The sequence below is a fragment of the Nitrosopumilus sp. genome (assembly GCF_025699125.1).
GTDB lineage: Archaea > Thermoproteota > Nitrososphaeria > Nitrososphaerales > Nitrosopumilaceae > Nitrosopumilus.
On the sequence record NZ_JAILWC010000001.1, the window covers coordinates 239,781 to 254,291 of the forward strand.

At 33.3% G+C, this 14,511-nt stretch carries 10 protein-coding genes; 8 read left to right on the plus strand and 2 right to left on the minus strand.

Features of this window, described 5'->3' with window-relative positions:
• Positions 1-33 precede the first annotated feature (33 nt).
• Genes uvrB through uvrC form a run of 3 tightly spaced genes read left to right on the plus strand, consistent with a single transcriptional unit; the run spans position 34 to position 6,374 of the window.
• A complete protein-coding gene (uvrB, locus tag K5783_RS01485; RefSeq protein ID WP_297471798.1) occupies positions 34-1,986 on the plus strand; it encodes an excinuclease ABC subunit UvrB in 1,953 nt (650 codons plus the stop codon).
• On the plus strand, positions 1,973-4,798 hold the full coding sequence (uvrA, locus tag K5783_RS01490) for an excinuclease ABC subunit UvrA (RefSeq protein ID WP_297471799.1): 2,826 nt from the start codon (positions 1,973-1,975) through the stop codon (positions 4,796-4,798). Before uvrB ends, uvrA begins: the two co-directional genes overlap by 14 nt.
• Entirely contained in the window at positions 4,788-6,374 is a 1,587-nt protein-coding gene (gene uvrC, locus K5783_RS01495) for an excinuclease ABC subunit UvrC (protein WP_297471800.1), read from the plus strand. Before uvrA ends, uvrC begins: the two co-directional genes overlap by 11 nt.
• Before the next feature lie 19 nt (positions 6,375-6,393).
• Here the strand turns inward: uvrC and K5783_RS01500 are convergent, their stop codons facing one another.
• On the minus strand, positions 6,394-7,689 hold the full coding sequence (locus K5783_RS01500) for a plastocyanin/azurin family copper-binding protein (RefSeq protein ID WP_297471801.1): 1,296 nt from the start codon (positions 7,687-7,689) through the stop codon (positions 6,394-6,396).
• Between the two features lie 680 nt (positions 7,690-8,369).
• Between K5783_RS01500 and K5783_RS01505 the strand changes: the two genes are divergently transcribed.
• The 4 genes from K5783_RS01505 to K5783_RS01520 all read left to right on the plus strand — a co-directional run bounded on the left by K5783_RS01505 (position 8,370) and on the right by K5783_RS01520 (position 11,679).
• Entirely contained in the window at positions 8,370-9,191 is an 822-nt protein-coding gene (locus K5783_RS01505) for a protein-glutamate O-methyltransferase CheR (protein WP_297471802.1), read from the plus strand.
• 391 nt (positions 9,192-9,582) lie between these two features.
• Positions 9,583-10,029 carry a response regulator gene (locus tag K5783_RS01510; RefSeq protein WP_297471803.1) on the plus strand — a complete coding sequence of 149 codons (447 nt, stop codon included), beginning with the start codon at positions 9,583-9,585 and terminating at the stop codon, positions 10,027-10,029.
• A 211-nt stretch (positions 10,030-10,240) separates the two neighbouring features.
• Positions 10,241-10,819 carry a hypothetical protein gene (locus K5783_RS01515; RefSeq protein ID WP_297471804.1) on the plus strand — a complete coding sequence of 193 codons (579 nt, stop codon included), beginning with the start codon at positions 10,241-10,243 and terminating at the stop codon, positions 10,817-10,819.
• 206 nt (positions 10,820-11,025) lie between these two features.
• On the plus strand, positions 11,026-11,679 hold the full coding sequence (locus tag K5783_RS01520) for a hypothetical protein (protein WP_297471805.1): 654 nt from the start codon (positions 11,026-11,028) through the stop codon (positions 11,677-11,679).
• A 35-nt stretch (positions 11,680-11,714) separates the two neighbouring features.
• On the opposite strand, the gene K5783_RS01525 is transcribed toward K5783_RS01520, so the two are convergent.
• Positions 11,715-12,092, minus strand: a complete 378-nt coding sequence (locus K5783_RS01525; RefSeq protein ID WP_297471806.1) for a hypothetical protein — start codon at positions 12,090-12,092, stop codon at positions 11,715-11,717.
• A 195-nt stretch (positions 12,093-12,287) separates the two neighbouring features.
• Here K5783_RS01525 and K5783_RS01530 point away from each other — a divergent pair, with 195 nt between their 5' ends.
• Positions 12,288-14,426 carry a cache domain-containing protein gene (locus K5783_RS01530; protein WP_297471807.1) on the plus strand — a complete coding sequence of 713 codons (2,139 nt, stop codon included), beginning with the start codon at positions 12,288-12,290 and terminating at the stop codon, positions 14,424-14,426.
• Positions 14,427-14,511: the final 85 nt, after the last annotated feature.

Consider the following 14,511-nt stretch of genomic DNA (forward strand, 5'->3'; position numbering starts at 1 on the left):
AGCTATAAGTTCAGTTTTCAAGAATTGTATCTATTGGAACAAACATCTAGATTTGAATTAATCTCTGATTATTCTCCAACTGGAGATCAACCCCAAGCAATTGATGAATTAGTTAAAGGCGTAAAAAAGAAAACAATTCAAACTTTGCTTGGGGTTACAGGAAGTGGCAAAACATTCTCCATTGCCAATGTTATTGCTAGAACTGGCAAAAATACACTGGTAATTTCCCACAACAAAACTCTGGCAGCTCAACTTTATGCAGAACTAAAGCAATTCTTTCCAAAAAATAATGTTGGTTATTTTGTATCCTACTATGATTACTATCAGCCAGAAAGCTATCTTCCTCAAACCGATACCTACATTGAAAAGGATACTCAGATAAATGAAAAGATTGAAAAATTAAGACTAGAGTCTACTGCAATGCTGCTCTCAGGCGAACCTACGATTATCGTCTCCACTGTTTCATGCATTTACTCCCTTGGAAATCCAAAGGACTGGGAAGACTTGGCAATTACATTAAAACCTGGTGATGAAATAAAAAGAACTGAACTAATTAGAAAATTTGTTGATGCACGATATGAAAGAAACGATGTTGAAGTAGCACCTGGAAATTTCAGAGTAAAAGGTGACACTATTGATGTTACGCCTGCATACTCTGAAGATATAGTAAGAATTTCCTTGTTTGGTGATGAAATAGAAAAAATTCTTCTTCTTGATCATGTATCATTAAAAGAAAAAAAACTTGTATCTCAAATGAAAATTTTTCCTGCAAAACATTACCTTATTGCCAAAGACGTTAGAGAAAAAGCTGTTAAATCAATTAAACAAGAATTACAAAAGCGTCTGCCCGAATTAAATGAACTAGAAAAACAAAGACTTGAAATGCGAACAAACTATGATTTGGAAATGATTGAAGAGTTGGGATATTGTTCTGGTATTGAAAATTACTCTAGGCATTTTGACGGCAGATCTGCTGGCGAAAAAGCTTTTTGCCTGATGGATTTTTTTGGAGATGACTATCTTTTAGTAATTGATGAATCCCATGTTACATTGCCACAACTTCATGGTATGTACAAGGGAGATCACTCTAGAAAAAAAGAGCTTGTAACATATGGATTTAGATTGCCAAGCGCATATGATAATAGGCCATTAAAATTTGAGGAATTTGAGAAATACATTAAAAATACAATATTTGTATCTGCAACGCCATCAGAATATGAAAAAAAAATCTCCACAAAAATAGCAGAACAACTAGTAAGACCCACTGGTCTACTTGATCCTTTGGTTGAGATTAGGCCAACCCAAGGCCAAATGGATGATTTAATTACTGAAATCAATAAAAGAGCCGCCAAATCTGAGCGTGTTTTGGTTACTACTCTGACCAAACGGATGGCTGAAGATTTAGCTGAATATCTGTCAAAAAAACAAGTCCGGGTACGATACATGCATTCCGAAATTGAAGGATTACAAAGAACCGAATTAATCAGGCAATTACGTCTAGGCGAATTTGATGTTCTCGTTGGAATCAATTTACTGCGAGAAGGATTGGACATACCCGAAGTCTCCCTGGTTGCAATTTTAGATGCTGATAAAGAAGGATTTCTAAGAAATTTTACTAGCTTGATTCAAACATGCGGACGTGCAGCCCGAAATGAAAATGGAACCGTAATAATGTATGCTGATAACACTACACAATCTATGAAAAATGCTATGAATGAAACTAGACGTCGTAGAGAAAAACAAATTAAATATAATCTACAGCACAACATTACCCCTAAAACCATCATAAAATCAGTGCCAGAACAAGAAACTACATTGGATGAATCAAAATTAAAATCAACTCATGATTTAAACAACGACATTATTGATTTAGATGCTCAAATGAAAAAATATTCTGAAGAATTAGACTTTGAGCGAGCAATTGAATGTAGGGATAGGATAAAAAGACTAGAAAAGGAGATTAGATTCAAAGATGGTAGAAACTAAACTAAAAATTCGAGGAGCAAGACATCATAATCTAAAAAATTTAGATATTGATATTCCAAAAAACAAACTAGTTGTAATTAGTGGGTTGTCAGGATCTGGAAAATCCACATTAGCTTTTGATACAATTTATGCTGAGGGTCAAAGACGATATGTTGAATCTCTCTCAGCATATGCTCGCCAATTTTTAGAAATGATGGATAAACCTGATGTTGATTCCATTGAAGGGTTGTCTCCTGCAATTTCTATTCAACAAAAAACCACAAGCAAAAACCCTCGCTCTACTGTGGGTACAACTACTGAAATTTATGATTATATGCGATTACTTTATGCACGAATTGGTATTCCGTATTGCACAAATTGCGGAAGAAAGGTGTCAACACAATCAGTTGAGAGAATATGTGATTCTGTCCTAAAAGATTTTTCTGGAAAAAAGATCTTGATTTTAGCCCCTATCATTCAAAGAAAAAAAGGAACATATGAAAAATTATTTGAACAAATCAAAAAAGATGGGTATTCTAGAATACGCATAAATGGAGAAATTTTGAGCCTGGATGATGAAATTCCTCCACTTGACCGGCAAAAATGGCACAATATTGAAATTATTGTTGATAGAATAACTAGTGAAAAATCTGAACGCTCCCGACTCTTTGAGGCAATTCAAACTGCCATTAAAGCATCAAAAGGAGATGTGATGATTGCAACTGACAAGGATGAAAAAATCTTCTCGCAAAATAATGCATGTCCATATTGTGGATTAACCGTAGGTGAATTAGAACCCCGCTCGTTTTCATTTAATTCCCCGTTTGGAATGTGTAAAACATGTAATGGACTGGGTGTAAAGATGGAGTTTGATGCTGATTTAGTAATTCCTGATAAAACAAAATCAATTTTAGATGGAGCAATTGTTCCGTGGAGTGGACGGTTCTCATCCTTTAGAAGACAAGCATTAAGAGCAGTTGGAATGAAATTTGGTTTTGATTTGATGACTCCCTTGGAAAAAATTAAACCAAAACATTTTGATATTATTTTACATGGAACATCTGATTTAATTGATTTTAAATATCGCTCCAAATCTGGCGATTCTTCTTGGCAATATACTGACGCATTTGAAGGTGTACTTGTAAATCTTCAACGGGTCTTTATGGAGACTGATTCTGAATCAAAACGAGAATGGTTAAAGCAATTCATGCGTGACACTCCGTGCAATTCATGTGATGGTAAAAAATTAAAACCTGAGTCACTTGCAGTCAAAATTAATGAAAAAGGAATAATGGATGTTTGCAATATGTCAATTGATCATTGTTATGATTTTTTTTCTACTCTAAAATTAACTGAAAACGAGCAATACATTGCAAAAGATGTTCTCAAAGAGATCAAAGAACGTCTGGAATTTTTGATGAATGTGGGATTGAATTACTTATCATTAAACAGATTAAGCTCAACACTGTCTGGGGGTGAATCTCAAAGAATTAGATTGGCAACACAGATAGGTTCTAACTTGACTGGTGTTTTGTATGTGCTTGATGAACCAACAATTGGATTGCATCAACGTGATAATGCTAGACTAATTAAAACGCTAAATAAGCTACGAAATCTTGGAAATTCAGTCATAGTTGTAGAGCATGACGAAGAAGTAATACGAAATTCAGACTGGATTGTGGATTTGGGACCTGGCGCAGGAGTTCATGGCGGAAACGTGGTTTTTGAAGGAACAGTTGATAAAATTCTACATGGCGGTAACTCTGTTACTGGTGCGTATCTAAAGGATAATTCTCTGATTACATTGAAAAATAAAATTCGTAATCGTTCTGGTTCATTAATTATTAGAAAAGCATCAGAAAACAATCTCAAAGATATTGATGTTGAAATTCCTTTGGGGTTTTTTGTATCTGTTACTGGTGTTTCAGGTTCTGGAAAATCGACTTTGATTAATGACGTACTGCTTAAAACACTGGAGAGTCATTTTTACAAAACAAATGTCAGGCCTGGCAATCACAAAGAGATTGTTGGTTTAGAGAATATCGATAAGGTTATCGCAATTGATCAATCCCCAATTGGTAGAACACCGCGTTCAAATCCTGCAACATACATTGGTGCATTTACTCCTATTAGAGAACTGTATGCAAATACTGAATTATCAAAAGAGCGCGGTTATGCTCCTGGACAATTTTCATTCAATGTGGCAGATGGACGATGTTTTGCATGTGATGGAGATGGCGTTAAACAAATTGAAATGCAATTTTTGTCTGATGTTTATGTCAAATGTGATGAATGTAAAGGAAAGAGATACAACACCGAAACATTATCTGTGTTGTACAAGGGTAAAAACATCTCCGATATTTTAGACATGACTGTATATGAGGCATTAAATTTCTTTGAGAATATACCATCAATTAAACGAAAATTACAAACAGTTTATGATGTTGGGCTAGGTTATGTCAAATTAGGTCAATCATCTACAACACTTTCTGGCGGAGAAGCTCAGAGGGTAAAACTTGCGTCTGAACTCTCAAAAAGGGGTACTGGGAAAACTCTCTATATTCTGGATGAACCCACAACCGGATTGCATTTTGCTGACGTTCAAAAATTACTTGATGTCCTTAATCGATTAGTAAATTTAGGAAATACTGTGGTTGTAATTGAGCATAACATGGATGTAATCAAAAATTCTGACTGGGTGATTGATCTTGGACCTGAAGGCGGGGATGAGGGAGGGAAAATTGTTGCTATTGGCACCCCTCATGATTTGGCAAAGGCACCTGGAAGTTATACTGGAAAGTTTTTAAAAAAACTATTAAAAAATGACTTTTGACATTTCAAAAATCTCCATTCCCACGGATCCTGGAATCTACTTGATGAAAGATTCAGATGGAAAAATAATCTATATCGGTAAAGCAAAGAACTTGAAAAATAGAGTCAAATCATATTTTTCAAAAAATCAAAACTACAAGACACAAAAATTAGTGGAAAAAATTTCTGAAATTGAATTTGTCCTAACAGATAACGAGAGTGAGGCCTTTTTACTAGAATCAAACATGATCAAAAAATATCGCCCAAGATTCAACATTGAATTGAAAGATCAACAAAGATATACCTATCTTAGAATATCTGATGAGAAATATCCTCGATTGCTTGTTGCACGAAGAACTAGAGATGGAAAATTTTTAGGCAAAGGACTGACTTTTGGACCATTTACTCAAGGCAGTTCAAAATTGCTTACAATTGGAACTTTGCGTAAAGCATTCCAAATTAGAATTTGTAAAACACTTCCAAAAAAAGTGTGTCTGGAATATCATTTAGGAAATTGTGAGGGTCCTTGTGAATTTAAAGATGCCCAAGAAAGATATCCAAAACATATTTCTGCTTTGGAAGATGTTCTAAAGGGAAAAAACCAAACAAAGATTTTTACAAAAAAACTAGAAGAAGAGATGCGCCAAGCTGCTCAACTACAGCAATTTGAGCGTGCAAAAGACATTCGCGATACTCTGGTTAGACTAGGCAGTCTTCAGACTAAACAAAAAATGGAATATGTTGATAAATCCGATGAGGAGTATTTTGGAATTGGTATAAAGGAGCAGTCTGCGACTGTGATGAATTTTAGAATGATTAACGGCGTGATTCGAGATAGTGATAAATTCTTTTTTGACTTGGTTGCTGATAATTCTTTTTCAAATTTCCTTTTTCAATACTATTCCACACATAAAATTCCCAAATTCATTCTAGTAAGTGAGATTCCAGAAAAAAAAGAATTATTGGAATCGTTACTTTCAGAGCAAGCAGGATTTGCTGTACAAATTCTAGTTCCTTCTAAAGGCAAAAGAAAAGATGTCATAAATCTGATTTTAAAGAACATTCAATTAATTCATACAAAGGGCGGAGATCCCGGACTAGTTGAATTAAAAGAAATACTGAATTTACCATCGATTCCTAAAATCATTGAATGCTTTGATATTTCTAATCATGGCGTGGATTTTGCAGTAGGTTCCATGTCTAGATTTGTAGATGGGATGCCCAATAAATCTGGATACAGAAAATTCAAAATTAAAACGGTGTATGGTAGAGATGATTTTGCAATGATTGGTGAGATTATTAAAAGAAGATATTATAGATTATTGGAAGAAAATTCTGAATTTCCAGATTTGATAGTCATTGATGGGGGAAAAGGACAACTTAATGCTGCTATAAAGTCACTTGAATCATTGGGATTGAATGTCCCGTGTATATCATTGGCAAAAGAAAATGAAGAAGTTTATGTCCCAAAAACTAAAAATCCTATAAAAATTTCCCAAGCAAAACCCTCTTTGAAAATATTGCAATATGCAAGAGATGAGACACATCGGTTTGGTGTAGCATACAATAGGACAATAAGAAAAAATAAGATAAAATAAGAAAAAAGGATTTTTTTGGTTAGTTCACTGATACACTGCCTACCATCCAAGGATGCACCATGCAGAAGTAATCATAGTTGCCTGAATCATTAAAGGTAAATGCAAATTCTGCACCTGCCATGATTAGGCTGCTATCAAATACGCCAGATGGACCGTCTGCTGGACTACCTCCAGTCACTGTATGTGCTGCTGAATCTATGTTGACCCAATTTACAGTATCACCCGCATTTATTGTGATATTTGCTGGAATGTAACATGTATTGGATTCTTCACATCCTGGAACTGAAGTGCCTACTGGAATATCAACAGTATGTGTTGTTGGTCCTGCTGATTCTTCCATCATGGTTTCTTCTTTTTGATCTTCTTCCATGGTGATATTGTCTTCAATTTCAACTGTTTGTCCTGCAGTTGTAATTGCACTTACAGAATAACTAACAGTGAATGGATTTGTATTCATTGTGTGAACTGCTAAAGCATTTCCTTTGAATTCCCATGAACCCATTGCATTCTTTGGATCGACAAATGTCAACTCAAAGATGGTTTCACCATCTGGGGTCCAAGTTTTTGCTGGCTTTTCATCAGCACTTATTGGACCTCTAAGTGAAACGAGTTGAATGTTTTCTGAAGCAGAATATGACAGAATTCCTGAATATACATCACTTGATGGTGCAAGAAGCACTGCAAGTTGATGAGATTCATGACCAATACCTGGATCTTGTACTGACATTGTTGTTGCCGTCTTTACGGTATCTGATACTGGTTTTTCTGTGTAGTCTACTTTGTAATCAACTATGAATGGTGTGGTTTTCATTGTATGTACTGCTAAAGCATTACCGGCAAATTCCCATTCGCCTTTTGCGTTCTTTGGATCAACAAATGTTAATGCAAACTTTGTTTCTCCATCAGGACTCCAGATTGCTTGACCTGCGTCTTCCCCAGCTGCTAATGGACCATGTAATGTAACAAGTTGAATTGGTTCAGATGCATCATACTTGAGTGTACCTGAATATACATTACTACTTGGTGCCAAAATGATTGCAAGTTGATGAGATTCATGACCTACACCAGGATCTTGTTCTGATGTTAGTCTGTCCCAACCCGCCTTCATTGGTTTTGCAGGAGCTTCTTCTTTTACCTTATTTGCAATATCTGCAAATGGGTCTGTTTGAGTTTTTGGCTCAACAGTTTTGGAAACTACTGGAGCAGAAACGCTTGGACCGGCATCTTGAGCCACACCCAAAGAGAATGCAACGCCTACGCCTATAGCTACAATTGCGATTGAAAATGCAATTGCAGCTTTGTCTATACCTGCCATTGTTGATCCATTCCTTATTACATGTTAAATAAATCTAATCTCTATCTGTGATTTGTTTTTAATTTTACTAATCTGATTTCATTTTATAATTCTCTCAAAAAATTATTGATTTTTAAAATTTTTCAAATATTTACAATAATTTCAAAAATTTCTTGAAAATATCATATGATCGCTCTAATTGAACTTTACCTCTTGTTAATGTTGTTGAACAAATCATTCTTTTATGAAAATGAGTTCTTATCATTTACATACAATTGAGATGTCACCAAGTAACTAACCGTTTTTGGTCTTAATCTCTTTTGTTTTGTGTTTTAAATAAATCTCCAAAACAAATACGTTTTGCAGTTTTTTATACGTCTTTGTAATATGGAATAATTTTCAAAATAAACTTGATTTAATTTTAGTCGTTGTAAAGGCGACAAATTGTGTGTGTGAATTGAACATTAAGTAATCTATATCCAAGTTATTTTGTTACTAACTATGCAAAAATTTTTTGTAAGAAATAATTTTGATATAAATGACAGTGATCTGCTTGTTTCATCTAAAATAGGTGTAACGAGATTAAGGCCCTCAAGTGTAAAGAATGCTATTGAATCACAAACTGGTACAATTACCTTTCAAAATAATTTAACTCCGTTTAGGATTATTTTATCAAGAACTAAAAAACCAATTCTCTGACTATGACTGCTACAATTTTAGAATGTCAAATAATTGATATTAAAAAAATAGTAAGGAAAAAAATAGATGTAAACATAGATCACTATGCCTCTAGTTTTTTAGAACGTAGGGTTCAAAATAGAATGAACCTCATAGGAATAAAATCCTGTGCAGAATACATCTCATTCCTAGATGAAGATTTTCTTGAATCTTTTGAACTTAATTCTACTTTGTCAATTAATGTGACGCAGTTTTTTAGGAATCAAACTGTGTGGGATGTGTTCAAACAGAAAATTATCCCTGAAATTATTTCATTGTCTCCTTCTGATCAACCAATTTCAATATGGAGTGCTGGATGTGCAATCGGAAATGAACCCTATAGCTTGGCAATGATGTTTTCTGATATGCTTCAAAAAAATGAAAAAAAATTCAAGATTGTTGCAAATGACATAAATCCAACATCTATAGGTATTGCAAAAACAGGCCAATATGAATTTGAAAAATTAAAGAATATCCCAAATTCATTTTTGTCTAAATTTTTAGAAAAAATTGATGATGATTTATACAAATTTAGTGATGATTTAAAAAAAACTATTAATTTTCAAGTAGGCGATGTTGCATCATTTCACATTAATCATGTTGATGTAATTCTATGTAGAAATATGCTAATTTATTACGCTGACGACGCTAAAGAACTTCTTTTTAAAAAATTTCACAAGACACTAAATGACGGTGGATTTCTTGTATTGGGCATGGCTGAAGATGTGCCTATTTCAATGAAGAAATTTTTTAAAACTGTTGATTTGGGTATGAAAATCTATCAAAAAGTTTCACCTGATCCCTAATAACATAAATTTTTTTGAATTTGTATCTAGCATGAACCTGTATGTTACTCATTACAGACAAAATTCTAAATGCATTAAGAATATTTCATTACTATGAGAATTTACATTCCAGTTAGACCTTCAAGAAGACTTGATTCTGATGATGATTCTGATGCACTAGACAACTGGTAATTCAAACTTTGATAATTAAAAAATATCTTGATATAATCTGATGTCGTTACTGTATGTTAAATGTCTTATTTTGACCTTCAAAAAACATGATAAATTTGAAACATTTGACTGGATGCGAAAGATTGCTTTTGATATACATGACGTTCCAGATATGGCTATTTGTTGAAATTGATCACACAAGATTATCTATCCTTTAAGAAAACTTCAATTTACATTGTAAATGAAAATCATGATAATCAATGATTCAAGGGCCATGCGATTATTTCTTGAAGATATTGTGAATTCCTATTTTGGCTGGCAACTAATTGGTTCGTATTCTGATGCATCTTATGCGTTGAGTGTTCTAGAAAATAAAAAACCTGATGTGATCCTTTTAGATCTTGAAATGCCTCAAATGGATGGATTTACATTCCTTGAAAGATTGGGAAATGCTAGAAAATATCCCACAATAATAACCAGTAATTATGCAATAGATGGTTCTGAAATTGTTAATGATGCTCTGGCATTGGGGGCGGTCGATTATATTGTACCTCCACCGTCAAACAACAAAGCAGATTTTGCTAAATTCCAACTTCTACTTCGCCATAAAATTATCAAGGCTTCTCTCAAATCTAATCGTTACCATCTATTTTCTAATAACAGTGAGTCTAAACCTCGCATTACATAAATTTTAGATTATTTTTCTAATGTCTGGAATTAATTTGACAATCTCTTCTTCAATAACTTGAAATTTCAATAATGTTGTTTCTTTTTTGTGTACTCAAATTAACAAAGTTAATCTTTCTTAATTTTCATTAATTGGTTAATAAACACCTGTTTTTTATCTTGTGTGACCTTGTTCTTATAATCAATAATCTTGGAATGATATTGAATAAAAAATGAACAAATCTCTGATTTTGTTGCCTCTTATCGCAATTCCAATTATTTTTATTTTGTTTAGTCCTCAAGATTCTAAAAAATATTCTGAACTTGATCTTACTGGTCAAGATGCAATATTGAAGGTTGGTGAGGATTTCATTAAACAGGCCTCAGTTGAAACTCTTGATCAGGATCATATTTTAAATGAGTTAAGAGAAATCACTGAAGAAGAGATTCGTAAAGAAACACAAATACATGATCCTACAGAAAGTGAAAAGATCTTTACAAATGGAATGAAATTAAGCGACGATTATAATAGGATCAGTTTTGAATATTCTACTGAAAAACTTACTGTTGCAGAATTTTTTTCAAAATTACTGGATTTTAAAATAAAATATGAAAAATATATGACTGCAATAGATTCTTACATTGGCGATGAGGATATCTTAGTTCTTAAGAATTCAATGGTTAAAGAATATAAAAAAATCAACGAGCAGATAACTTTGATAAAAAACTCAGGAACCATTGATGATGAATGGGAATCTCAAACTGAGTTTGATAAATACAAACAATATCTACCATCCATGTTTGATTCTTAATTGCTCGTATTTATCATATTTTGGAAAATTGATAAAAATAGTACTTTTCATAAACCCGACTCTGGAATCCCACAAAAATGATTTTTCTGTTTAGTTGTGACTGATTACTGTTTTTTTATGTCTGAAACCCTAAAAATTGATAAATGATCTTGCATGTTTTTTTTGAACTAGCTGGACTTCTAGATGTCTTTGTGTTTTCATAACTTATGGCAGTATTTAAAAAAAATCCTCCCGATTATTTACTTCATCCTTTTCTTGAATTTTTAATTGTCACGCTTTCTTTAATTGCTATTTTAGTTCCACTTAGAATTCTTTCTAAAATGATTTTTGTTGATGAATGGATTGGTTCTGTTGGTGTTATCACTGTGGTTTTTGGTGTGATTCTCTTTTTATCTATGAAAGAAAAATTGGGAAATTTTGGTCAGATGTTTCTTCGTCAAATCACTAAAAATCATACCCGAAAACAAAAATGGATTATTTTTTCTCAAACCGGATTATTTCTGTCTCTGGGAATTTTGACTATATTTAGCATACATGCCGGAAATACCGAATATTATCTCTTAAAAGAGCAGGTGATAGCAGAATTTGGGAGCAAAGGAATCATGATTGATTCGGACTTGAATTTTGACGCAATTAATCAAATATCTTCCCAAGTTTCTCCCGAACAACAGGTAGGGGCCATTGCAGCATTGCCGCTGCTTACTATACAAAATTTTGAAATTTTTTCAGTAGTGTTGGCGGTTACTGATCAAATGATGGGTGGATGGGTGATGTATTTTTGGCAAATCATGGTAATTGAAACTGTGGAGATTTCGATATTTTTGTTCATTACAAGAAAATTTACTTCAAAATATGCATGAACAATACGTGTACTAAAAAATATTTTTCGTTTATCCTACCTTGCTTTCTGTTTTAATGCTTCTTTGTATTCTGCAAATGCGTCATCTTTGACAATCTTGGCCACATCTAAAATCACTTTTTTTGCATTAATTACAGTTTGCTCCCCTGAGCTTTTAGCTGATTTGTAATCTTCTTTTGCAGTTTTCCATGCTGCAAACGCTGTTTTGTATGCTAAAAACGCCTTCTTCTTTTCTTCAATGACATCTTTTTTGTTTCCTTGTTTGTCATAATCCTTGGATTTTTCTTCCATCTCTTTTCTTGCATTCTCATTTTTGCTATCTGGATTATGATGTGCATCAACTATGGAAACTGTCTGAGCTAAAAGTAACGTTGTCAATAAAACCATCATTACAGAAATCACTTTGATATTCATAATCTTCGTTATTTTTTAGAAATATTATCTAGTGTCTGTTTAATTAAATCACATAATAATCATAATTATTATAAAACATTACATTTGTATTTTATTGTTGAGAAAATTTTCTCAATGTAAGTATGAATAAAAAACGGCTGTTTGTTCATTTTGAATTACCAGTAAATTATGTTGATCTATGCATTTCTTTCCATAATGAGTGATTCTCAACAAGTTATAGAATTGCATGAAAATAAAAAAGATTTTTTCCAGCAGGTAGTTGAACAAACTTCTGAAATTGGTCATGAAATCAACAGAGCGTTAAAATCTACCAAAGAAATCAACGGTAGGGCACATATGCTTTCCACAACTGCAAAAATTGAAGCAAATCGTACTGGTGATATTGGAAGAAATTTTTTGGTCGTATCGAACTCAATTGATGAATTAAGTACAAAAACAGATGAAGTTCTAGATAAAATGAAAAAAGAAACTATACGAGAGATTGAAAATTTATCTAAATCAATTGAAAGTAAATCTGTCAGCATTCGTGGAAGCAGATTGGCAACTCTTGCTTTGACAAATATTCGACTAATTGACAGAAATCTTTTTGAAAGGGCTGCCGATGTTCGCTGGTGGGCAACAGACGATATCTTGGTCAAATCTCTTGTAGAGAATAATATTGATGCGTATCAAGAAGCAGAAAATCGCCTTAGAGTGATTTTACAATCGTATACTGTTTACTATGATCTTATTTTATGTGATGTGGAAGGCAACTGTAAAGCTTCTGGAGAAAGCAAATTTGGTTTTACTGGAAGAAATTTTTCTGATAAACCTTGGTTTAAAGGAGCCATGAATACCAACAGTGGTAAAGAACATGCATTTGAAACTGTACATCACTCCCCATCTGTAAATGATGATTATACAGTAACTTATTCCTGCAAGATACATGAGGGGGGAAATCCTGATAACAAAGTTATTGGTGTTCTGGGTGCTGTTTTCAAATGGACTGAATTTGCACAAAGAATAGTAAATGAAACTTCTTTATCTTCTGAGGAAAAATCAAAAACACGTGTGCTACTTTGTGATGATGCGGGAAATGTTCTTGCTGATACAAAAGAAAGAATCCTAAAACAGACGATTAATTTTAAAGGTAAAAATGATTTGTTCCTAAAAGAAAAAGGATTCAGCGTCGTTGAAAAAGATGGAATTAAAAAAATTGTCTGCCATGCGTTGTCTCCTGGGTTTGAAGGGTATAGATCAAAAGAATGGCATTCATTAATAATTCAAGATATTGATGCGTCTTGTCAGGATCTGGATTTGACCGACAATAATGATGAATCTCTTGATTCAATACTTGATTTAATATCAAATTTGTCTGAAGAAACACAACAGGCAATTAAAGAAATTAACAATGTCAATGATGAAACTCATGTGTTGTCTCTAAACGCTGCAATTGAAGCTGCCCGTGTGGGTGATGCCGGGCGTGGATTTGGGGTTATAGCCGGATTTATGGGTGACCTTTCACGAACCACTGCTGAAATAACATCAAAAATGGATTCGAACACCCAAAAAAAACTCGTAGATCTTAATTCATTGATATCTATCAATTCTAGAGAAATTAAAGGTGACAGACTTGTGAACCTGTCTTTTACAAACATTGATTTGATAGACAGGGCATTGTATGAACGAACAGCAGATGTTCGCTGGTGGGCTACTGAAGGGAGTGTAATTCAAGCATTAACTCAAAAAACAATTGAAAATAAAGATTTTCTAACAACTCGTCTTCAAACAATTCTCAAGTATTATACAGTATATTCAGATTTGATCGTATGTGACACAAACGGTGTTGTCATTGCAAATGGCTCTTCAAATAATGTGGAGAACACCAACATGAATGATGCTTCGTGGTTTCAAACTGCATTAAAGACTAAAAATGGTAGCGAATATGGATTTGACATAATTAAAACAGAAAAAGGGAATGACACATCAACTGGTCTTGTATTTTCATGTAAAATACACAAAGATGGAAATATTTCTGATGATGTTATAGGAATTCTTGGAGTTGTATTTAATTGGAACCAATTCATTGATGTGATATTCAAAGAAACACCACTTAATGGAAACGAAGTCGATTCTACTAGTTTAGTCATATTGGATTCTGATGGAAACAAACTATCTGAGAACATCAAACACAAAAATATGATTTCAGACCATGATTTACTGCTATTACTTAATGAAACCAAGAATTTTCAAACTATTACTTTAGATAATTCGAAATTATTGGCAGGTCATGCAAAATCAAGCGGATATGAAGGATTTTCTACCGGTTGGCATTCAATAATAATTCAGTCATGACTTATGTTTACTATTTTATTTCGGAATTTACAACAAAGTTAAAAAAACTATGGTTTTGTCAATTAATTTCTCTTCCTTACAGGAT